Genomic DNA, 22,556 nt, shown 5'->3' with positions numbered 1-22,556 from the left:
TTAATATATATGTAAAGGTAGAATATAGGTATAGAGAGGATGATTTAAATGGATGATAGGTATGAAAACAACTCTGAAGGTACAAAAGCGAACATACAAGGATATTCACCAGATTTTATTATTATACCAAAAGAAGACCCCTTAAATAATAATAAAAATCATCGAAGGGAGAATACAAGTATGGAGAAAATAAATAATAAAAAGAAAAGAAATAGAGATAGAAGTATCTTCCCATATGTGGCCTTGTCATTGATATTTGCTATAATAGGAGGACTTCTAGGAGCAGCTGGAGTACTATATATAGCTCCACAAAGTGAAAACTTTAAAAATACAGCATTATATAAAACTATAACAGAAGAAAAAAGCAAAGATTATGGACCTACTACTTTAAGAGAAGAGAAAGATGCACTAACAGTTACTGAAATTATAGATAAGGTGGGCCCAGCTGTGGTTGGAGTTACTACTAAAAGTATAAAAGACTATGGCATTTTTGGAAATCAGGCAACAGAGGGTATAGGTTCTGGATTTATAATAAATGAAGAAGGTTATTTGCTTACAAATTATCATGTTATAAATGGAGCTCAAGATGTAAAAGTAATATTAAATGATGGTAAAGAAGTTGGCGCAAAAGTTATAAACTACGATGCAGAAAATGATATAGCTGTAGTTAAGATAAAGGAAGAGATGAAGATGCCAGGAGTAGTGGAACTTGGAGATTCGGATTCTGTTCAAGCAGGAGAATCTGTTGTTGCAATAGGAAACCCTCTAGGAAAAGAATTTTTAGGTACAGTAACATCGGGTATAGTAAGTGCAATAAATAGATCCATAAATATAGGTGGTAAAGACTTAACACTTATTCAAACAGATGCAGCTATAAATCCTGGTAACAGCGGTGGCCCTTTATTAAATTCAAGAGGTCAAGTTATAGGTATGAACACTGCAAAGATTAATTCACAATCAGCAGAAGGTGGCGTAGAAGGTATTGGTTTTTCTATACCTATAAATCAAGCTAAAGCAAAACTTGGAGATTTATCAAAACCTATATTAGAAATAGGCATTAGGGGAAGAGATATATCAGAAAATGTATCTAAAGAAAACAAAATACCTGTGGGAGTTTATGTTATGGAGGTTATAGAATTTAGTCCAGCAGAAAAGGTTGGAATAAGACCATCAGATGTCATAACAAGTTTTGATGGTAATAAGGTAAATACTATGGCTGAATTAAATAAGCTAAAATCTCAAAAAAATAATGGTGATGAGGTTAGCATTGAAGTTTATAGGGAAGGAAAAAGTAAAACTATAAATCTCACATTACAGGAAAAAAAGTAAATTTAACAAGAAGAGATAAGTTTAAAAAGCTGATATAGTAATTACTATATCAGCTTTTCCCATTCGTCATATAAGGTTTCTGAGACTTTTTGTAGTTGTAGCAATTCTTTGTTAATAGATTCACTCTTTTCTGCGTTTGAATAAACCTCTTCTAAACATAGTAGTTCTTGAAGTTTTAGTATATTTGACTCATTAGATGAAATATCTTGTTCTAAAGATTTAAGTTTAGTTTCTTCTTCTTTTGCCTTTTTATCTAAAAGTCGTTTTTTACGTTTTTCTTCAGACACCTGAGTTTTACTTTTATTTTGGAGCTCTTCTAAGCCTTCATATCTAGAGGGATTCTTTTTCTTTTCTTGGAAGTAATTATAATTTCCAAGGTATTCTTTTATGCCATCTGAATTAAGTTCACAGATATTATTTATAACCTTATTTAAAAAGTATCTATCATGAGAAATAATAAGTAAAGTTCCATCGTAGTTATTTATGGCATCTTCTAAGGCTTCTCTTGACATAATGTCTAAGTGATTTGTAGGTTCATCTAATAATAGAAAATTAGATTTTGAAAGCATGAGCTTTAAAAGGTTAATTCTACACTTTTCGCCACCACTCAATTTATTTATTTCTTTAAAAACATCATCACCAGTGAAAAGAAAAGATGCTAAAGCATTTCTAACTTGCGTTGTTGTCATGTGAGGATACTCATCCCAAATTTCATCTATAATTGTTTTATTTTCATTTAAGTTTGACTGTTCTTGATCATAGTATCCTATAAAAACATTTTTACCTAAGGTCTTAGTACCAGTACTAGCAGGGATGTCGTCCATTATAATTTTAAAAAGAGTAGTTTTACCTCTTCCATTTTCACCAATAAGGGCTATACGATCCCCTCTTTTTATATCAAAATTAACATCGGAGAAAAGGTGGTTTTCTCCAAAGCTTTTGCTTAAATTTTCTACATATAATACATCATTTCCACTTTTTATTAAGGTTTCGAATTTTATTTTAGAAGCTTTTGCATCTTTATCAGGAGTTTCGAGTCTTTCTATTTTAGCTAAAGCTTTTTCTCTACTTTCTGCTGCACGTACACTTTTTTCACGATTAAAAGATTTATATTTTTCAATAATGTCCTCTTGCCTTTTAATTTCAATTTGTTGGAGATTATAAGCCTTTAGCTTTGTTTCAAACTCTTTTTTTCTAAGATCTATATATTTTGAGTAATTTGCGTTATAACAATCTACGTGTCCATTAATAAGTTCAAAGGTGTGTGTAGTTATAGCATCTAAGAAAAATCTATCATGAGATATAATAACGATGGTTCCTTTATAACCTTTTAAGTAATCTTCAAGCCACTCTATAGCATCTAGGTCTAAATGATTTGTAGGTTCGTCTAGAAGCAATATTTCAGGCTTTGTAAGAAGAAGTTTACAAAGAGCGACCCTAGTCTTTTGACCACCACTTAGAATATTTATAGGCTTTTCATAATCCTCTTCTAAAAATCCTAATCCTTTTAATACCTTATTAATATTTGCTTTATAGGTATATCCACCTTTATTATTATATAATTCAGTTAAAGTAGTATAGTCTTTTATGACTTTATCATGATAGGAAGCGTTATTAGGATCATAGCCATCGTTTAATTTCATTTCTAACTCTTTTAGTTTTTTTTCAATGGCTAATAGCTCACTAAAAACAGAAAGCATTTCTTCATAAATACTACTATTAGATCCTAGGGAAAGATGCTGTGAAAGATACCCTAGGGCTTTATTTTTATCTATAAATACATCACCTGTATCATAAGTGAGTTCACCTGTTAATATTTTGAATAAGGTAGATTTACCAGCTCCATTAGCACCTATAAAACCAACTTTATCACCTTCATTTATAGAAAAAGTTACTTTGTCTAACACTACATCTACACCATAACTTTTAGAAATATTTTTACAACCAATAACAATCATATTAATACCGCCTTGTTTTTTTTATTATTGACTACATTATACTATATTTTCATTTTTAATAACAAAAAATATATTTATTATTATAACATAGATCATCTATAAATCTTGCATTTAGTAATTTGAACGTAGTAAAGGTATACATTTAACTTTGAAAAAAAGGTCGTAAAATTATTAATAAAAAAATTTAAAAAACATATTGACTATTAGTCATTAAGGGATATAATAATATATGTTAGATAAATGACCGACAGTCATTAAACTAAATAAGTTTACTATAAATAGATAAAAGAACTAAGGTAGAGTAAACAATTTAAAGGGTTTCCTATGGAAGAAGGAGTATGGAAGATTATGAATGTAACATAAGAATATATCAGGAGTGGATAATGTGGATAAGATAACTAAAAAGGATGAAATAAAAAGCAAGTCAGAAAATAAGAAACTAATAAAGGAGAAGGATTTATATAGTGCGGCTTATGAACTTTTTACTACAAAAGGATTTCAAAATACGGCCATAGACGATATCGTTAAAAAGGCAGGAGTAGCCAAGGGAACATTTTACCTATACTTTAAAGACAAATACGATATTATAAACAAAATTATACTTCAAAAAAGTTCTGGTCTTATAAAAGAAGCCATGCAAAAAACCAAAGAAGAATCTTTTGACGATTTTATAGATATGTTTTTATTTTATGTTAACTATATAATAGAATATTTAAAAGATAATAAACTTATGCTTAAGATTGTAAATAAGAACTTTTCATGGGGAGTATATAGAAGAGCTATAATGCAACCTGAACAACATGAAGAAATGAGAGAAGTAATAGATATACTTATAGTTAATATGGAATCACGAGGCACAGATAAAAAAGAATCAGAAAAGATTCTATTTATGATTATAGAGCTTATAGGAAGTGTTTGTTATAGCAGCATTATACTTGAAGAACCCTACGACATGGATACAATGAAACCTATTTTATTTAAAACTATAAAAAAAATGTTAGAAGTTTAAACATAAAGAAAGGATTGAGGCAAAGTGAAAAAATTTGGTGAATTCATAGCAAAGCATAGAAATATAGTTCTTATAGTAGCAGTACTTTTATCAATTATATCAGTCTTTGGTATGGTAAATACAAAAATAAATTATGATGTTTTGACTTATTTACCACAGGAACTAGATTCTATGAAAGGTCAAAATATATTGGATGATACATTTGCAAGTGCATCTTTATCTATGCTAATTATGGATGATGCAGAACCTAAAGAGGTATCAAGAATAAAAGAAAAAATTCAAACAATTGAGGGAGTAGACAGTGTACTTTGGATAGATGATGCATTAGACATATCTATTCCAAAAGAAATATTGCCAGACGATGTAAAAAAGGCACTTTACAGTGGTGATTCTACAATGATGGTAATAAAGTATAAAGAAGGAAGCTCCTCAGAGGTCACACAAAATGCTATAACAGATATAAGAAAGGTAATGGATGAAAAAAGCTTTCTAAGTGGCGTATCAGCTATAGTAAAAGATACAAAGGATCTTTCAGATAAGCAGACTCCTATTTATGTGTTAATTGCAGTAATTTTATCTACAATAGTTTTAGCACTTACTATGGAATCTGTAATTATACCATTTATATTTTTAGCCTCCATTGGGTTTGCAATTTTATATAACTTTGGAAGCAATATATTCTTAGGCGAGGTTTCTTATATAACAAAAGCCTTGGCAGCGGTACTCCAATTAGGGGTAACTATGGACTACTCAATATTTTTATTACACAGATATGAAGAAGAAAAGCTTAAAATAGAAGATAAAGAAGAGGCTATGGCAGAAGCAATAGCAAATACTATAACAGCTATATCAGGAAGTTCTCTTACAACTATAGCAGGTTTCCTTGCACTTTGTGTTATGGAACTAGCCCTTGGAAAAGATATAGGAATTGTAATGGCTAAAGGAGTATTACTTGGAGTAATATGTACGGTAACTATTTTACCAGCATTAGTTTTATACTTTGATAAAGCTATACACAGGTTCAAGCATAAAACAATATTGCCTGAATTTACAAAAGTTGCAGATTATGTAACTAATCACTATAAGCTTATTGTTGTTATATTCATTATAGCTTTTATACCAGCAATTTATGGAGCCAATAATGCAAAGGTTTATTATAACTTAGATGAATCATTACCTAAAGATATGGAATCTGTAGTAGCCTTAAACAAGCTTAAAGAAGATTATAATATGACAACTACCCATATGATAGTTGTAAAAGACGATTTGCCACAGTACAAAAAGAAAGAAATGGCAGATAGAATAGAAAAGGTTGATGGAATAGAAAAAGTTTTATCTTATGATAAATTAGTAGGTGGATCAATTCCAGAAAGCTTTGTCCCAGAAGATATAAAATCAAACTTTAAAAAGGATGGATACAACTTAATAGTTGCAAATTCTATATATAAAGCAGCACAAGATGAAGAAAATGCTCAAGTAGACGAAATAATAAATATTGCAAAAGAGTATGATGAAGATGCTATGGTATCGGGAGAAGGACCTTTAACTAAAGATCTAATTCGTATAGCAGAGAGCGATTTTAAAAGAGTAAATGTAGTTTCAATTTTAGCTATATTTGCTATAATATTTGGAGTATTTTTATCTTTTTCATTACCATTTATTTTAGTATTATCAATAGAACTTGCTATATTTATAAATCTTGGAATTCCGTACTACACAGGTACAGCACTTCCTTTTATCTCAAATATAGTAATTGGAACCATACAGCTAGGAGCAACTGTAGACTATGCTATCTTACTCACATCTAGATTCAAAGAGGAGATTGGAAATGGATATGACAAGATAGAAGCTATGAAAATATCCGTGCAAGGTTCAGCAAAATCTATAGTAACAAGTGCTCTTACATTTTTTGCCGCTACTGCAGGAGTAGCACTTATATCAGATATGGAACTTATAAAGAGTCTATGCTTTTTAATGGCTAGAGGAGCTCTTATAAGTATGGTTGTAATAATATTCATATTACCATCAATATTAATAGTTTCAGAAAAATTTATAGGTCTTACAACTAAAGGATGGGGACAAAAGAAAAAGCCAAACGAAGATGTTAAATTATCAGCTTAAAATTACAGGAGGTAAGTACAATGAGAAAAGATAAGTTAAATTATATGTCAAAAACAATTATAAGCCTTGTTTTAGTGGCTTCAATAGTGAGTCCTAACTTAGTACAGGCATCAGAAGCAATTAAAAAAGATGAATCAGTATATATAACCTTGGATAAAGAAGGAAAGGTACAAGATAAGATAGTAAGTACTTGGATTCATAATCCAAACGGTGGTGATATAAAAGATAAGTCCAATTTAAAGGACATTAAAAATATAAAAGGTGAAGATAAGCCAGAGATAAATGGAGAATCAATTACATGGAGATCTAAAGAAAATGATATTTTTTATCAAGGAAACTCTAATGAAGAGCTACCTTTAGAAATAACAATGATATATTATTTAAATGGAGTAAGTATAAAACCAGAAGAATTAGCAGGAAAATCTGGTAAGGTAAAAATAAGCTTAGAAATAAGAAATAAAGAAGCACATAAAGTTACTATTAATGGCAAAGAAAAAACAATATATACACCTTTTGCTACTGTAGCCTTACTAAACTTACCAATAGATAACTTTAAAAATATAAATGTAAACTCTGGACAAATAGTTTCTGATGGAAATAACAATATAATAACTTATATTGGATTACCAGGATTAAAGGAGAGCTTAGGACTTAACACTATGGATATAGATCTTGGACTTGAAGATAAGCTTGAAATAGAAGCTGATGTTGAAAACTTTAAGATGGGACCAGTAATGATAACAGCCACACCTGATCTTCCAGAAATTGAAAAGCTAAAAGATTCTAAAGATCTTTCAGAACTAGTTGATGGAATAGATGAATTAAAGGATGCTAGTGGAAAGTTAAAAGAAGGTAGTGAAAAGCTATCAGAAGGAGAAAGTCTTTTTGCTGAAAAGATGGGGGATTTAGTTGTTGGTACTGATAAATTAAAGGGCGGTAGTACTTCCCTAAGAAATGGAGCCTATGATTTAAAATCTGGCATAAATACTGCGGGAAAAGGTATTGGATCAATTCAAGGTGAAATGTCAAAAAAAGAAAATCAAAAAAAGATTGCATTAATAACAGATGATAATAATGTTAAAAGAGAAAGAACATTAATTAATGATGCTTACTTTGCAAAAGATATTGATGTTTCAAGTGTTGGCGGGTTAATACCTTTACTTAGTGAAAATAATATAAACCTTATGGGTAAGACCTTTGTAGATTATAGAGCAGTTGGCATATCAAAAATGCTAGCAAATCCCATGATTGAACAGTTGAAAGCATTATCTACACCAGAAAATATAAGTAATATTGAGGCTTTAATAAATACCACAGATCAGCTAAGTAGTGTAGATGTAGATGCTAAAAAACTACAACCGTTACTAGAAGTTATGAAAAATGTAGATAAATTAGCACCACTTATGGGAGAATTAAATTCATTGGCTACTATGGATCTATCAGTGATAGATACACTGGCTCCTATATTTCAAAATGCTAGTGCAATTAACAATATATTAGATTCAGCAAAAGCTCTAGAAAAGGTAAATGGAGTAGAGATGGAAAAAACTTTAAATCAGCAACAAGCTATGGCTAATAAATTTGTTGCAGATACAAATGAGCTGGTTAAAGAAGAAAATGTTAATGCATTAAGAGTAGCAGTAAATACAGCGTATCCATTAGAAAATCCACAAACAGCAGCTGCAAATAATCAGTTGCAAGCATTAATTAGCGGATACAATAGTGCAGTTGTAGGTGCTAGAGATGGATTTATTAAATCTAAAGGTAGCATGGATGGCATGGAAGAAAGCTTACAAACTTTAATAGCACTTCAAGAAGCTCTTGGGCAAAACAAAGATGCTTTAGAAGCTATTTCAAAAGCTCTTAATCCAGAAACTATGAAGAATATTAATGAAATGACTGTTGCATTAAAGGGAGCTCAATCTAAAATACAAGATCCTGAGACACAGGCTATGTTAAATGGATTAAATGAAGTACTAAACAATAAAGAGGTTATGGGCGAACTTAATAAGGTAAATCAAATGCTTCCAGCTATACAAGGAATGAAGTCTACTTTAGATAAAAACAAACAAAATATAGCTGTATCAAAGAAATTATTAGAAGCTAGTAAGAGTAAAGAATTTAAAGAAACAGTAGAAAATATAGCAGTATTAGAAGAAGATATGAAAAATCTTCAACCTATAATAACAGCTCTAGAAAATAATATGACACCAGAGGTAATGGATAAGATATCCAAGTCACCTGAAAGTATAAATACACTAATGGCTATGCAAAAACACCTTAAAGATAGTGAAGATATACTTTCAATAATGAGAGAATCTTTAGAAGGAAATAATGTAAATAAGGTAAGAGAATCCTTAAATAAACTTCCACAATTAACTGGAGGGATAAAGCAACTAGAAGAAGGTGCAAATAAGTTATATCAAGGTACATCAGATTTAAACAATGGAATTGAAGGTTTAAGCTCTGGAGCCGCACAATTAAAAGATGCTTCAAATCAATTAGAAAACGGTGCTAAAGAATTAAACGAAGGAATGACAAAGTTTGATGAAGAAGGAGTAACAAAGCTTCATGATAAAGTAAGTGAAGGGGTAACTGATATAGATGATGTATTAGCATCTAAAGATGAAATAGTGAAATTATCAGAAGACTACGGAACATTTTCAGGTATAGAAGAAGGCATGGAAGGTAAGGTTAAATTTATAATAAAAACTGAAGAAATAAAAATACCAGAAGCAAAAATAGAAACAAAAGTTGAGGTTAAAGAAGAAAAGAAAGGTTTTATTAACTGGATAAAGAATATATTCAGCAAATAAAAAATAAGCTATGATAGGGCATTACAATATAAATAATATTAAAGCACCATAACTTAAAATAAGATGCAACTAAGATTTAAATAGAAGGTATAACCTCTTTTAAATCTTAGTTGCATTTTTTATGGAAATTTTAATTGCTTAAAATATTATTAGATATCATTGATAATGTTGATTAAAAGAGGTAAAATATTTTGTATATTCATAAGATACTTGTATTAAAAGTTATAATAACCTATTTAATAGGGGCATTTTTTAGATTAAGGAGAGTAAATGATGAAAAAAAAGACAATTACTTGGATTGTAGGGATAGTTGCACTGGGAATTATAGTTTCTTTACCTATAATACTAGGAAAGAAAAATGATAAATCAATAAGCGTAAAAACATCAAATGTAGAAATTGGTAATTTAAGTTCTTACTTAAATACTACAGCTACCATAAAGTCAAAAACAATAAAAGAATATTATGGCCCTCAGCTTAAAGCAAATGAGGTAAATTTTAAAGTGGGAGATAGTGTGAAAACTGGAGATGTCATAGTAAGTTATGATATAGAAGATATTAATAATGCAATAAAACAAGCAGAAATTCAATATGATAATGCAGTACTTCAAAAACAAGAACTTATAAATCAAAAGCAAAGTATAGAAGATAAGAAAGCCAAAGATGCAGAATTAAAAAATTCAAATAAAGATTTAACTAATATAGATAAAGTTAGTGAATCTCAAGGTGCAGCTATGGCTTTGCAATCACAATCTGGATTAGTTGAAATATCAGAAGAAAAAATAAAACAAGCAGATAATGCTATAAACTTGGCAAAGATATCATTAGATTCTGCAAAGTCAAAATTAAGTTCTATAAATTCAAATATAGTAGCAGATTTTGATGGAGTAATAACTGCTATTAATATAACAGAAGGTGCTATTGGAAATATGACACAACCAGCCGTTGTAGTTCAAGATATATATAATTTAAAAGCATTAGTAGCTCTTGGTAAGTATGATGCTTCAAAAGTAATACTAGACCAGGAAGCAGAAATTGTCATATCGGGTAATAGAATAAAGGGAAAAGTAGTTTATATAGATCCTGTGGCTAAAAAGGTACAAAGTGCTACAGGTTCGGATGTAATACTTAATGCGGATGTAGATATATTAGAAAAGGTAGAAGATATTAAACCAGAATTTGATGTGGATATAGAAATATTGTTAGCTAAAAAAGAAAACATACTAAAGATACCAGCAGAAGCTATTAGATCAGATAAACAAGGTAAAAATTATGCATATATAATGGTAGAAAACAAAGCCGTAGAAAAACTAATAAAGTTAGGATTGCAGTCTGATATGGAAGCAGAGGTAATGGAGGGTCTAGATGAAGGAGATACAGTTATTTTAAATCCAACTGCTGCTATAAAGGATGGATCTTTAGTAAAAGAAGCATCTGTGGGTGATATAAAATGATTGAAGTTGTAGATATAGTTAAAATATATAAAACAGGACAAATTACATTTAAGGCTTTAAATGAAATAAGTCTTAAAGTAGATAAGGGAGAATTTACATCAATTATGGGTCCCTCAGGATCAGGTAAATCTACATTTATGAATATACTAGGTTGCTTAGATAAATTTGACGAAGGACAATACACATTAAATGACAAGGAGATTTCAAATCTTTCAGATAATGAACTTGCATACATAAGGAATAAAGAAATAGGCTTTGTATTTCAGTCTTTTAACCTTTTGCCTAGAATGAGCATATTAGAAAATGTAGAACTTCCTATGGCCTATGCTGGAGTATCTAAAAGTGAAAGAAGAGATAGAGCTCTTAGTGCTTTACAAAAGGTAGGATTATTAGATAGAATAAAACACAGACCTAATGAAATATCTGGAGGGCAAAAGCAAAGGGTTGCAATAGCAAGAGCTATAGTAAATTCTCCAGCAGTAATAATGGCAGATGAGCCAACAGGAAATTTAGATTCTAAGTCTTCAGAAGAAATAATAAGGATATTTCAAACTTTAAATGATGAAGGAGCAACTATACTTATGGTAACTCACGAGCCAGATATAGCACAATATACGAAAAGAATAGTGAGGTTTAAAGATGGAGAAATTGTATCGGATGATATTGTTAAAGATAGGATAATACTAGATAAGTATGTAGAATCAAAAAGTAAGTTATCTAAATAGGAGGGATGAATTTGAATATTGTTGAAAATTTTAAAATGGCTTTAGATAGTATAAAGGCCAACAAGCTTAGATCATTCCTTACTATGTTAGGTATAATAATTGGTATAAGCTCTGTTATAACTATATTGGCATTAGGAAGAGGTGGAAAAAATAGTATAGTCGGGGAGTTCGAAAAAATAGGAGCATCAACTATTAATATAAAAATTAATACACAAAAAGCTGAATCCTCTGATTATATTAACTTAGAAGATATAAGACAGATAAAAGAAAAGGTAGAGCTCATAAAATACATAACTCCTGTGTCTCAAAAGCAAGGCGTTATAAGAAGTGAAGATAAAAGCAAGGTGTCCATTATATCTGGCGGTAATGAAGATTTAAATTATATTCAAAACTTAGAGATTATTTATGGTAGGTTTTTCACTGAAAAAGAGACCAATGAAGGAAAGCCTGTAGTTGTAATAGATGAGGTAGGGGCTAAAAGTCTTTTTGGATATGCAGATGTTATAGGAAAAACAGTTGTGATGGGACAAAAAACTTCGCCTAAAAAGGTTACAATAATAGGGGTTTATAAAAGCACAGGATTTTCCTATGGAGGAGTAGATGAAAATATCCCAGCATTTACAATAGTACCTATAGCAGTTTTAAAAGATTTATTTCCTAATGATTTTGTAATTGATTCTATGATGATTGCAAGTAAAGATCAAGATAAGGGTGAAGAAGCTGCAACAAAGGCTATAAATATATTAGAAATAAGACATAATAATAGAGGTAGGGATCTTTATAAGGGGGAAAATATTTTAAAGCAACTAGACCAAATAAATAAGGTAGTAGACATATTTACCGCATTTATAGGGGCTGTAGCAGCAATATCTCTTTTAGTTGGAGGTATTGGGGTTATGAATATAATGTTAGTGTCTGTAACTGAAAGAACTAGGGAAATAGGCATTAGAAAAGCAATAGGGGCCACTACTAATACAATATTACTTCAATTTTTAGCAGAAGCTATTATAATTTCTTTGCTAGGAGGAGTTATTGGAATGATATTAGGTATTGGAGCCGCTTATATTATAGGTAGCTTTGTAAATATTACACCTATATTGTCATTACAATCTATTTTAGGTGTTATACTATTTTCTTCAGCAGTAGGAATATTTTTCGGAATATACCCTGCGCGTAAGGCTGCTAAATTAGACCCTATAGAAGCATTAAGATATGAATAAGAAATAAAATTTTCAATATATATTAAGAAGGCTTCTCATAATTATGAGAAGTCTTCTATTTTTTTAAAAACATATCATAATAGTGTTTACAAAAAAAGAAAAATATTATACAATACAATTGAGAATGATTATTGATATTAATATGAAAAGATATAAAATATAATGTATAGAATTTGCTATTAGAACAAAATATATAAGGAGTGATTATTATGAGTATACTGGTAATAGGTGGAGATAAGCTTGGAAATATTAAAGATTATTTAAGGGGAAATGGTTTTGAAACTATAAATCACATTACAGGAAGAAAAAAGGGCGATTTAAAATTAGATATACCTGTAAATACTGACCTGGTTTTAGTTTTAACAGATTTTATAGGACATCAATTAAGTAAGACCATAAAAGGAAGAGTAAAAGAAAATGATACTAACATAATATATTCTAGAAGATCTATTAGTTACTTAGATCAAAATATAAAGCAATTTTTAAAAAATAATCAATAAAAATATTAAAGGATTGATTATATTGATAAAGTATATTACCTATAGTTATTTAAATAAGATAGAAAAGTTCCAAGATAATGATTATATTAAGGCTAAGATATATTATCATATAGCACCTACTATAAAACAAATAAAGCCTGCTTCAATAGTAACACTTACAAATGAAAAAAGAGATCTTTGTAATTTGTGGGACATTAACAAAGAAGAAGTATTACATGATTTAAAGTTGGATTATTTCAAAATCAGGGAAGATGAAAGGAGTAGCGGTATTATGATTTACAATAGAGATAAACTTGAAGAGGTAATTTATAATGAAGAAAGGTTAGAGTTTTTATTACAATATGGGTATAATAAAGATATGAATCTAAATGAAGTTTTATTTAAATTAAAAGAACGATTTTCTTTAGCCTGTCCTCATGAGATAGGATTATTTTTAGGATATCCTATTGATGATGTTAAAGACTTTATTGATAATAATAAAAAGTGCCTTGCTACTGGATATTGGAAGGTATATAACAACTTACCTTATGCAAAAGATCAATTTAAAAGATTTGATATAGCGAGGATAGATGTGATGACAGAAATAATTAAAAGTAATAAAGGAGTCAAAGGTTATAAAAATTAATATAATATACTTTAGAAAGGTTAAAATTAAAAAATATCACAATATATATAGTTGTGCATATAAATAAAAAGTAGAAGTTATAAAGTACATACTTTAAACTTCTACTTTTTATTTATATTTATATGGATTACTTATACGTTAATGTGAGTTTTATTATATCTTTCATTATATTTCTTGCAAGATTACAAGGCATATTGTAGCACATTAAAGTTTTCATTATCATTGGATTATTACATTCTATCTTTCTTAATATTTTTTCCACATCTTTATCTTTACTTCTAAAATCATCGGAATAATTAACATGGTCAATTTCTCTACATCCCTTTGCGCAAGGATCATGAGTTGGAATCTTATTGTCCATTTTTGGCGGTATGTTACAAGGCGGTCCCATCATAGGATTTAACATATTAGGATTACCCATCATATGCATAGGACACATCATCATATTAGGGTGACACATCATATGCATATGTTGCATCATATTATTAGAAGGACACATCATATCCATAGGCTGCTGGATCATGTTAGGATTACACATCATATCCATAGGTTGCATCATGTTAGGATTACACATCATACCTATAGAAGCTACCGTTGAATCTTCAGTGATTCTAAAATTGTCCTGCATATTAGAGATAACATCTGGATCTTGAACCCAAGGGACAAAGTTTATATCATCGTCTTTTTCCACAAAGGAGTCTTTTTCACACATAAAATAATACCTCCATTTTTAAACTACAATATATACTATGTAATCATATATAATTTGTTACAAGTTAAAATAATATTATAAAACAGTACCATATTATAAAGTAGATGAATATTAATAATATAACAGGGAGGAATTTTTATGTTTATAGATTATAAAAACTTTTTTTCTGAAATAGATCATTATATAAAGTTAGATACTGGTAAAATAGTGAAAACTATAAATTTTGATAATGCAGCTACTACACCGCCTTTTAAGTATGTACTTGATAATATAAAATACTTTTCATCTTACTATGGTTCAGTTCATAGAGGGGTAGGTTACAAGTCTAATATTTGTTCGAATTTCTATGAAGAGGCTAGGGTAGCTATACTAAAATATTTTATGGCACCTAGTGATGAATATACGGTTATCTTCACTAAAAATACTACAGAGAGCATAAATAAATTATCTAATAGATTAATTTATAATAAAGATGATGTAGTTCTTTCCTCCTATATGGAACACCATTCTAATGATTTGCCTTGGAGGGGTAAATGCAACTTAGATTATATAGACATAGATAAGGATGGAAGATTATCTATAGAAAGTCTTTATGAGAAGCTTGAATACTATAATGGAAGGGTTAAATATGTAACATTAACTGGAGCATCAAATGTTACAGGGTTTATTAATGATATATATATGATAGCTGAAATATGTCATAACTATGGAGCGGAAATTATAGTGGATGGAGCTCAGGTGGTACCTCATAAAAAGATATGTATTAAAAAAGATAATAGTAAAGCTGTTATAGATTATTTGGTATTTTCTGCACATAAGATGTATGCTCCCTTTGGCATAGGCGTAATTATAGGTAAAAAGAAGGCCTTTGATGGAGGAGAGCCCGATTGTAAAGGTGGAGGAACTGTGAAATTTGTTACTAGGGAAGAAGTGGTATGGGAGGATGTTCCTTTGAAGGAGGAGGCAGGTACACCAAATTTTATGGGGGTGGTTGCGCTTATTTCTTCATTAAAGGTTATGGAATATTTAAATATGGATATCATAGAAAGACATGAAAGAGAGCTTACAAGATATTTACTTTGTAATTTAAATAAAAGAGAATATATAAGTATATATGGAAGCACTAAAATGGACAACGATAGATTAGGCATAGTGAGCTTTAATATAAAAGGACTTCATCATGAAAAGGTAGCTGAAATGCTATATAAATATTATGGAATTGAAGTTAGGTCAGGATGCTTTTGTGCTCAACCTTATGTACAAAGACTTCTTAAAATACCACCTAAAGAGATAAAATACTATAAAAGTAACTTGAATTTACCAAAGCCTGGAATGGTTAGAGTGAGTTTTGGAATATACAACACAAAAGAAGAAATAGATTGTTTTATATCAGCACTAGACTATATCAATGGTAGGTATAATTATTTTAATAAGTTTTAAGTTTCAGATGGGATTTAAGCCCATCTGAAACTTAAAATATTTAAAAGTTATTTATTGAAAATATGATAGCTTGGTATACAATCCTTATATAATAATTCTACATTACCAGAAATAAGAGGATTTGCGTAGTTATAAAACAATTCATTTACACCATTACCTTCTTTATTGATCCAATCTCTAGGTATGTATTTAACATTGTTAGCCACAGTGGATGCTTTTATAGGAAAGGTTTCAGTTAAATAAGTGCTACCAGCCATTCTCTTAATTCCAACCATATATCCGGACATACCATCTTTCGCAAATCTAAGAGCGGCAGCACCAGAAGCATAGGCTTCCTCCACGTCTATAGAAGAGGATATATGCATGGCACATCTTTGAAGTACCCCTAGTTCTAAGGACTTAACCCTAGTTGTTATATGATTATCTAAAATTAAACTCTTTAGATAATTTCCAACACCTCCTAATTGAGCATGTCCAAAGTTATCATGGCATTCCGCAGATTGAAGAGTAGATAAGAAGTTTCCATCATTATCCTTTAAACCTTCAGAGGCAACTATATATACATGATTTTGTTTTTTGAACTTTTCTTTAACATCCTTTATAAAGGCATCGGTATCAAAGGCTATCTCAGGAAGATATATAAAATCAGCTATAGGTTTATTATTAAGTTTTGCTAAAGAAGCACTAGCAGCAAGCCATCCTGCATCTCTTCCCATAGTTTCTAATATAAATATACCGTTATTTATATAAACTGAAGAATCTAAGTATGTTTCTAAAGCTACTGTGGATATAAACTTTGCAGCACTTCCAAAGCCAGGAGTGTGATCTGTTATTGGAAGGTCATTGTCTATGGTTTTAGGTATACCCATTATTTTAACATCTATATTTTTATTTTCAGCATATTTGCTAAGCTTTGAAACAGTATCCATAGAATCATTTCCACCTATGTAAAAGAAGGCTTTAATGTTTAATTTCTGAAATATATCAAAGATTTTAATATATTCACTTTCATCGTTATTATAATCTTTCATTTTATATCTACAAGAACCTAATCCAGAAGAAGGGGTAAGTTTAAAGGTATCTAATATATTTTTATCACAGGTTGATAAATTTATTAGATTTTCATTTAAGATACCCTCTATACCATTTAACCCTCCGTACACTGTATTAAATATGTTTAATTTTGTATTTTCATCTACTAGACCTACAACGCTTGAATTTATAACAGAAGTAGGACCGCCAGATTGAGCAATAAGGCAATTACACATTACAATTATCTCCTTTACATATATGTTATATACTATATAAGCTATTATGAGTATAAAATATTCATCAATTAATAATATATAATATATAATAAGAAAAATAAAGGCTTTTAACGAAATATATAAGGAAATGATAGTATCATATGATTAATATTAGAATTATTATCACCTTAATATTGTTTAAAAAGTTATTCTTTTTAATATGATATTTGAATATATTTCTAAGTAAAATAATATATATTAATTAACATTGTCAGCATGTTTGAAAGGGGAAAAACATGACACTTTTATCTATATTTGTAGTGGCTATTGCTTTATCTTTAGATGCCTTTGGAGTAGCACTAAGTATAGGAATTAATTCAAATATTAAGTTTAAGAATAAGGTATGCTTTTGTATGTCTTTTTCATTTTTCCAAACCTTATTTATGTTAATAGGTTCCTGTGGCAGCCTTATATTTAATAAGTATGTAAATTATACTTCTAGTATATTAGGAGGCATTATAGTAGCGGTAGTTGGTATAACAATGATAATGGAAGGTATGGAAGATAAAAAGAAGTATATTTTTTTGAAGCCAAAGATGTGTATATTATTAGGCATATCCGTAAGTATAGATGCTTTAGTTATAGGATTTACATTTTTTGAGACGATAAATAGTTTAATGTTACTTATTGAAATAAGTTTATTTATAGGAATGGTAACTTGTATTCTTACAAGTATAGCATTTATAATAAGTATATTTTTTAGAAAAATAGAATTTATATGTAAGTATGCAGATTATATAGGAGGCATAATATTAATTATATTAGGACTTAAATTAATATTTTCGAGGTAAATAATCCCTTTGACTTTATAATATTATTTGTTATAATATTAGTGCATTTGCACATAATAAGTGTAATTGTGGGTGGGAGAGGGAAAGATATGAAGAGGAAAAGAATTGAATAAATTATTTGACTTAGATATTAATGAAACTACTAGAAAAAAAGAAATGTTAGCAGGGCTTACATCATTTTTTGCTGCTGCTTACATAATAGCGGTGAATCCAGCCATACTAGCAGATGCTGGCATACCTATGGAAGCGGCGGTTATAGCTACAGTGTTATCTACTTTTGTTGGATGTTTGTTGTCAGCATTTTGGGGAAAGTCACCAATGATATTGGTTCCTGGTATGGGAGTTAATGCTATGTTTTCTTATACCATAGTTAAAACTATGGGATTAACCTGGGAACAAGCATTAGCATCAGTGTTTATTGCAGGAATTTTGTTTGCTGTGGTAGCCTTTACAAAACTTGGTGAGATATTAACAAAATCAATTCCAACATCATTAAAAGAGGCTATAACTGTAGGAATAGGTCTTATGATTACCTTTATAGGACTTCAAAAAAGTGGAATAATTGTTTCAAATGAAACAACATTTGTTGCACTTGGAAATCTTAGTGATCCAGCAGTTTATGTAACGCTTATAACCCTTATAATTACATTGGTGTTATTTGTGAAGAACGTTCAAGGAAACTTTCTTATAAGTATGTTTTTAGGAGTACTCCTTTCAGCAGGTTTTGGTTTAATTGACTTATCGCAGATTTCTTTTTCAGGGTTTTCCCTTGGAGGCTATAAAGAAGTAATAGGTCATATGGACTTTAGCAATATATTTTCAAGTTCATTTATTGTGTCCACATTTTCTATATTATTGGTACTTATATTTGAAAATCTTGGATTAATCCATGGACAGGTAAATGTGATGCTAGGTAAGCCTGAAAAGTTTAAAAAATCCTTTCAAGCTACTGCTATGTCAGTTATTAATTGTGCTATAGTTGGAACAAGTCCAACAGTAGTATCAATTGAAGGTGCAGCAGGAATTGCTGCAGGTGGCAAAAGTGGTCTCACATCATTTACAGCAGGAATACTATTTTTACTATCTATAATATTTATGCCTATAATTAAAATTATACCTAATAGCGCTATAGCTCCTATTTTGATAATAATAGGTAGTTTAATGATTAAAAACGTATTAAATATAGATTTTAATGATTTTACAGAAGGATTTCCAGCTTTTTTGATTATAGCTATGATACCGCTTACTTTCAGCATCGTAGATGGTATGGCTTTTGGGTTTGTGGCATATCCTATAGTAAAATTAGCTAGTAAAAAGCATAAAGAAATATCAGTTCCTATGTATATAATATCCTTTATGTTTTTAATTAACTTCATACTACATGCTATTTAATATAGTGATAATATGATATAAAAGCAAAAAAAGATCACATTTTAAATGTGATCTTTTTTAATTACTATTGTTTATGATTTTTACAATCCTTACAAATACCCTTCATCTTTAGTTCGTGTTCCACTAATGTGAATCCTGTTTTATTTTTTACAAGCTCCTCAATTTGTTGCATTGGACATTGAAGCTCTACCTCTTTATGACAAAGACTACATTCTAGTAAATGTTTGTGGTTATGCTTTTTTAATGTGTAATTATATGTGCCTTCGCCAAAATCGTATTTTTCTACAAGGCCTTTTTCTTCAAATAAATCTAAGCTTCGGTATACTGTTGATAAGTTTATGCTTATATTAGATTCTAAACATTTATTGTGGATGTATTCTGCAGTTATTCCACAATCACAATCAGCTATTATATTATAAATTATAATTCTTGCTTTAGTAGCTTTTATAGTCTTATTTTTCAATAACTCTGTTGTATTCATAAAATTCACCTACGATATTTATTTATTATCAATATTATAGTTAAAACTACTACAGACGTTAAAGCAATAGTACCTCCAGTAGCAGTATCTAACTTATAGGATATGAAAAATCCTGTAAATATATCTATAAATCCAAACAATATAGAATATAAAAGTGTACTCTTAAAACCTTTTTTTAGTTGCATAGCTGTAGCAACAGGTACAACAATCATTGAAGAGATAACAAGTACTCCTAATATTCTTATGGATATAGATATTGTAGCAGCTACTATAAGAGTGAAGATATAGTTAACTAAAGATACATTTACTCCAGAAACTTTAGCACCCTCTTCATCAAAGGTAGCATAGATTAATTTATTGTATAAAAAGAATATAAAGATGAAAGATATAACACCTATTATAGCCATCCATATTAAATCTGATTTTGAAACTGTTAGCATGTTTCCAAATAATATAGAATTAACACTTGAGCCCGCTTTTCCTGTACTCATTATTAAGATTGCGATACCTATACTAAGGGTTAATATTATAGACATTACAAGTTCTGAATATTTTTTATAATAGTTTCTTAAATATTCAATTAGAAGGCCGCAAGCGGATGTAAAAATAAAAGATGTAATAATTGGATTTAAACCTGATACTAAACCTATAGCTATACCAGCAAAGGAAGCATGAGATAGGGTATCACCCATCATAGAATATCTTTTAAGAACCAAAAACAGCCCTACAAAGGGACAGAGTATGGATACAAAAAGTCCTGCCATTAAGGCATTTCTCATAAATTCAAATTGCAACATGTAAATCTACCTTTCGTTATAAACATTTAAAATTTTATCTCTATATTCCTTAGCATTATACAAAATACCATTTCCAGTGTCGGAATTTAGCTCATATATATGAGTAGAGTTTTTTAGAACAGCGTCTAAATTGTGTTCAACAGATATAACAGTAATATTATTTTCTGTATTTAAGGATTTTATTATAGAATATATTTCTTTTTGACTTTGAAAATCAATTCCTGTGGATGGCTCGTCTAAAATTATAAGTTTTGGAGATCCCATCAAAGCTCTAGCTATGAATATCTTTTGTTGTTGCCCACCAGAAAGGCTCCCTATTAATTTATTTTTGTAAGCTGTCATAGAAACTATTTCTAAACTCTTATCAATGGCTTTGGCATCATTTATTTTACACACTTTTTTGTGATTAGATAATAATTCATGAACAGTTATTGGAAATTCAGAATTAAAACTGTCAAGTTTTTGAGGAACATAAGCAATATTTGATGTATTTACTTTAATATCGCCTTTTATTGGTTTTAATAATCCTAACACAAGTTTTATTAAAGTGCTTTTGGCACTGCCGTTTTCACCCACTATTGAAAAATAACTGCCCGTAGGAATAGTCAAATTTACGTGGTCTAATATGTATGGTTTAGCGCCTTCATAGGAAAAGCATAAGTCTTTTATTATAATCAAATATTTCAGCTCCCTGTATTTTAAATTGTATGTTGACAATGATTACCTCGTATATTATTATATACTTAATGCAAATGATTTGCAAGAGAAAAGATACGCTAGGAGGAAAAAATGAAAAAGAAGTTATTTAAAATTATAGGGCCACTGTGTATGGTGATATTATTATCATCTTGTGTAAATAAAAAGGAGGCAGGAGACAATAAGGCTCAAGCAGAAAAAAAGATATTTGTAGTATCTAGCTTTAATGCTATGACTGAATTTGCTATGGCTATAGGAGGAGAAAAAATTGATATTACAACTATAGTACCAAGTGGAGTAGAAGCGCACGATTTTGAGCCTAAAGCAAAAGATATGAAAAATATGTCTAAGGCGGATTTATTTATATATAATGGTTTAGAAATGGAGCACTGGGCAGATGACATATTAAAAAGTGTAGATAATAAAAATTTGGTAGTAGTCGAAGCATCTAAAGGTGCAGATTTAATAGAAACCTCAAAAGAGGAAGCACATGAACATGGTCAGTTTGATCCTCACGTTTGGTTAAGTCTTAAAGAAGCTAAGGTAGAGGCTAATAATATAAAAGAAGCTTTAGTTAAGATAGATTCTTCTAATAAAGACTATTACGAAGAAAATTACAAAAGATTTGAAAAAGAACTGGATGACTTAAAAGATGAGTACCAAAGTAAGATACAGCCACTTGAAAATAAAACATTTGTAACAGGTCATGCAGCTTTTGCATATTTATGTAGAGATTTTGACCTTCAGCAATATAGTGTGGAGGATGTTTTTGCAGAGGGAGAACCTACACCACAAAAGATTAAGGAATTGGTAGGCATTGGGAAAGAAGTAAATTTAAAAACTGTATTTACGGAACAAAATGTCAGCCCTAAGGTCTCGGAGACTTTAGCTAGAGAGATTGGTGCGAAGACAGATACTATTAATACTTTAGAGTCAGAGGGTAATTATATAGAAACTATGAGAGAGAATTTACAGAAGATATATGATAGTTTAAATTAATAAGTAAGAAGAAAATTTAGGATGTTTTAAAGAGATAACTAATATATAATAAGTATAGGCTTATAAATTATAAAGATAAGCTGATTTAACTTAGAGTATAGGGTTTCCTTTGAAACATCCTATTTAATTTAGTATATTATATGTTAAGGTATATTTTAAAACTTTAAGTAAGTACAAAAATAAGGG

At 29.7% G+C, this 22,556-nt stretch carries 19 protein-coding genes; 13 read left to right on the top strand and 6 right to left on the bottom strand.

Going from position 1 to position 22,556, the window contains the following annotated elements:
- Positions 1-48: 48 nt before the first annotated feature.
- Positions 49-1,329, top strand: a complete 1,281-nt coding sequence (locus BV55_RS0101480; RefSeq protein WP_084170467.1) for a S1C family serine protease — start codon at positions 49-51, stop codon at positions 1,327-1,329.
- Positions 1,330-1,373: 44 nt separating this feature from the next.
- Here the strand turns inward: BV55_RS0101480 and abc-f are convergent, their stop codons facing one another.
- Entirely contained in the window at positions 1,374-3,287 is a 1,914-nt protein-coding gene (gene abc-f / locus BV55_RS0101475) for a ribosomal protection-like ABC-F family protein (protein ID WP_029450951.1), read from the bottom strand.
- Between the two features lie 394 nt (positions 3,288-3,681).
- On the opposite strand from abc-f, the gene BV55_RS0101470 reads away from it, so the two are divergent.
- From BV55_RS0101470 to BV55_RS0101435, 8 genes are all read left to right on the top strand, one after another.
- The gene (locus tag BV55_RS0101470) at positions 3,682-4,296 is read left to right on the top strand and encodes a TetR/AcrR family transcriptional regulator (RefSeq protein WP_035794503.1); all 615 of its coding nucleotides are present in this window, start codon (positions 3,682-3,684) and stop codon (positions 4,294-4,296) included.
- 24 nt (positions 4,297-4,320) lie between these two features.
- Entirely contained in the window at positions 4,321-6,417 is a 2,097-nt protein-coding gene (locus BV55_RS0101465; protein WP_029450949.1) for an efflux RND transporter permease subunit, read from the top strand.
- A 20-nt stretch (positions 6,418-6,437) separates the two neighbouring features.
- A complete protein-coding gene (locus BV55_RS0101460; RefSeq protein ID WP_029450948.1) occupies positions 6,438-9,233 on the top strand; it encodes a YhgE/Pip domain-containing protein in 2,796 nt (931 codons plus the stop codon).
- A 273-nt stretch (positions 9,234-9,506) separates the two neighbouring features.
- The gene (locus tag BV55_RS0101455) at positions 9,507-10,685 is read left to right on the top strand and encodes an efflux RND transporter periplasmic adaptor subunit (protein ID WP_029450947.1); all 1,179 of its coding nucleotides are present in this window, start codon (positions 9,507-9,509) and stop codon (positions 10,683-10,685) included.
- Positions 10,682-11,410, top strand: coding sequence for an ABC transporter ATP-binding protein (locus BV55_RS0101450; protein ID WP_051652360.1), 729 nt, complete (start codon positions 10,682-10,684; stop codon positions 11,408-11,410). Before BV55_RS0101455 ends, BV55_RS0101450 begins: the two co-directional genes overlap by 4 nt.
- Before the next feature lie 11 nt (positions 11,411-11,421).
- Entirely contained in the window at positions 11,422-12,630 is a 1,209-nt protein-coding gene (locus BV55_RS0101445) for an ABC transporter permease (protein ID WP_035794205.1), read from the top strand.
- Between the two features lie 209 nt (positions 12,631-12,839).
- Positions 12,840-13,130, top strand: coding sequence for a DUF2325 domain-containing protein (locus tag BV55_RS0101440; protein ID WP_029450944.1), 291 nt, complete (start codon positions 12,840-12,842; stop codon positions 13,128-13,130).
- A 22-nt stretch (positions 13,131-13,152) separates the two neighbouring features.
- Positions 13,153-13,755: a DUF3793 family protein gene (locus tag BV55_RS0101435; RefSeq protein ID WP_051652359.1), complete on the top strand. Its 603-nt coding sequence runs from the start codon at positions 13,153-13,155 to the stop codon at positions 13,753-13,755.
- Positions 13,756-13,882: 127 nt separating this feature from the next.
- On the opposite strand, the gene BV55_RS0101430 is transcribed toward BV55_RS0101435, so the two are convergent.
- Positions 13,883-14,467 carry a hypothetical protein gene (locus BV55_RS0101430; protein WP_029450942.1) on the bottom strand — a complete coding sequence of 195 codons (585 nt, stop codon included), beginning with the start codon at positions 14,465-14,467 and terminating at the stop codon, positions 13,883-13,885.
- Between the two features lie 138 nt (positions 14,468-14,605).
- On the opposite strand from BV55_RS0101430, the gene BV55_RS0101425 reads away from it, so the two are divergent.
- Positions 14,606-15,907: an aminotransferase class V-fold PLP-dependent enzyme gene (locus BV55_RS0101425; protein WP_029450941.1), complete on the top strand. Its 1,302-nt coding sequence runs from the start codon at positions 14,606-14,608 to the stop codon at positions 15,905-15,907.
- 47 nt (positions 15,908-15,954) lie between these two features.
- Here BV55_RS0101425 and BV55_RS0101420 read toward each other — a convergent pair whose 3' ends face one another.
- Complete coding sequence (locus tag BV55_RS0101420; protein WP_029450940.1) at positions 15,955-17,175, bottom strand: 6-phosphofructokinase; 1,221 nt, start codon at positions 17,173-17,175, stop codon at positions 15,955-15,957.
- Between the two features lie 275 nt (positions 17,176-17,450).
- On the opposite strand from BV55_RS0101420, the gene BV55_RS0101415 reads away from it, so the two are divergent.
- Both BV55_RS0101415 and BV55_RS0101410 read left to right on the top strand, forming a co-directional pair.
- On the top strand, positions 17,451-18,005 hold the full coding sequence (locus BV55_RS0101415; protein WP_029450938.1) for a manganese efflux pump MntP: 555 nt from the start codon (positions 17,451-17,453) through the stop codon (positions 18,003-18,005).
- Positions 18,006-18,161: 156 nt separating this feature from the next.
- The gene (locus BV55_RS0101410; protein ID WP_084170585.1) at positions 18,162-19,397 is read left to right on the top strand and encodes an NCS2 family permease; all 1,236 of its coding nucleotides are present in this window, start codon (positions 18,162-18,164) and stop codon (positions 19,395-19,397) included.
- Positions 19,398-19,461: 64 nt separating this feature from the next.
- On the opposite strand, the gene BV55_RS0101405 is transcribed toward BV55_RS0101410, so the two are convergent.
- The 3 genes from BV55_RS0101405 to BV55_RS0101395 are packed head-to-tail and all read right to left on the bottom strand — an operon-like array spanning position 19,462 to position 21,353.
- Complete coding sequence (locus BV55_RS0101405) at positions 19,462-19,878, bottom strand: Fur family transcriptional regulator (RefSeq protein WP_029450934.1); 417 nt, start codon at positions 19,876-19,878, stop codon at positions 19,462-19,464.
- Between the two features lie 5 nt (positions 19,879-19,883).
- Positions 19,884-20,675: a metal ABC transporter permease gene (locus BV55_RS0101400; RefSeq protein ID WP_029450933.1), complete on the bottom strand. Its 792-nt coding sequence runs from the start codon at positions 20,673-20,675 to the stop codon at positions 19,884-19,886.
- A 6-nt stretch (positions 20,676-20,681) separates the two neighbouring features.
- Positions 20,682-21,353 carry a metal ABC transporter ATP-binding protein gene (locus tag BV55_RS0101395; RefSeq protein ID WP_029450931.1) on the bottom strand — a complete coding sequence of 224 codons (672 nt, stop codon included), beginning with the start codon at positions 21,351-21,353 and terminating at the stop codon, positions 20,682-20,684.
- A gap of 111 nt (positions 21,354-21,464) precedes the next feature.
- On the opposite strand from BV55_RS0101395, the gene BV55_RS0101390 reads away from it, so the two are divergent.
- Positions 21,465-22,370, top strand: a complete 906-nt coding sequence (locus BV55_RS0101390) for a metal ABC transporter substrate-binding protein (protein ID WP_029450930.1) — start codon at positions 21,465-21,467, stop codon at positions 22,368-22,370.
- Positions 22,371-22,556 lie beyond the last annotated feature (186 nt).

The sequence above is a fragment of the Clostridium algidicarnis genome (genome assembly GCF_000703125.1).
GTDB lineage: Bacteria > Bacillota > Clostridia > Clostridiales > Clostridiaceae > Clostridium_L > Clostridium_L algidicarnis.
The sequence above is the reverse complement of the archived record's forward strand: the minus strand, read 5'-3'. Positions and strand labels throughout refer to the sequence as shown.

What these genes read in the sequence shown, in the direction of transcription:
- BV55_RS0101480 (WP_084170467.1), top strand. Translation starts at nt 49, where the DNA reads ATGGATGATAGGTATGAAAACAACTCTGAAGGTACAAAAGCGAACATA.
- abc-f (WP_029450951.1), bottom strand. Translation starts at nt 3,287, where the DNA reads ATGATTGTTATTGGTTGTAAAAATATTTCTAAAAGTTATGGTGTAGAT.
- BV55_RS0101460 (WP_029450948.1), top strand. Translation starts at nt 6,438, where the DNA reads ATGAGAAAAGATAAGTTAAATTATATGTCAAAAACAATTATAAGCCTT.
- BV55_RS0101455 (WP_029450947.1), top strand. Translation starts at nt 9,507, where the DNA reads ATGAAAAAAAAGACAATTACTTGGATTGTAGGGATAGTTGCACTGGGA.
- BV55_RS0101450 (WP_051652360.1), top strand. Translation starts at nt 10,682, where the DNA reads ATGATTGAAGTTGTAGATATAGTTAAAATATATAAAACAGGACAAATT.
- BV55_RS0101440 (WP_029450944.1), top strand. Translation starts at nt 12,840, where the DNA reads ATGAGTATACTGGTAATAGGTGGAGATAAGCTTGGAAATATTAAAGAT.
- BV55_RS0101430 (WP_029450942.1), bottom strand. Translation starts at nt 14,467, where the DNA reads ATGTGTGAAAAAGACTCCTTTGTGGAAAAAGACGATGATATAAACTTT.
- BV55_RS0101425 (WP_029450941.1), top strand. Translation starts at nt 14,606, where the DNA reads ATGTTTATAGATTATAAAAACTTTTTTTCTGAAATAGATCATTATATA.
- BV55_RS0101420 (WP_029450940.1), bottom strand. Translation starts at nt 17,175, where the DNA reads ATGTGTAATTGCCTTATTGCTCAATCTGGCGGTCCTACTTCTGTTATA.
- BV55_RS0101415 (WP_029450938.1), top strand. Translation starts at nt 17,451, where the DNA reads ATGACACTTTTATCTATATTTGTAGTGGCTATTGCTTTATCTTTAGAT.
- BV55_RS0101410 (WP_084170585.1), top strand. Translation starts at nt 18,162, where the DNA reads ATGTTAGCAGGGCTTACATCATTTTTTGCTGCTGCTTACATAATAGCG.
- BV55_RS0101405 (WP_029450934.1), bottom strand. Translation starts at nt 19,878, where the DNA reads ATGAATACAACAGAGTTATTGAAAAATAAGACTATAAAAGCTACTAAA.
- BV55_RS0101400 (WP_029450933.1), bottom strand. Translation starts at nt 20,675, where the DNA reads ATGTTGCAATTTGAATTTATGAGAAATGCCTTAATGGCAGGACTTTTT.
- BV55_RS0101390 (WP_029450930.1), top strand. Translation starts at nt 21,465, where the DNA reads ATGAAAAAGAAGTTATTTAAAATTATAGGGCCACTGTGTATGGTGATA.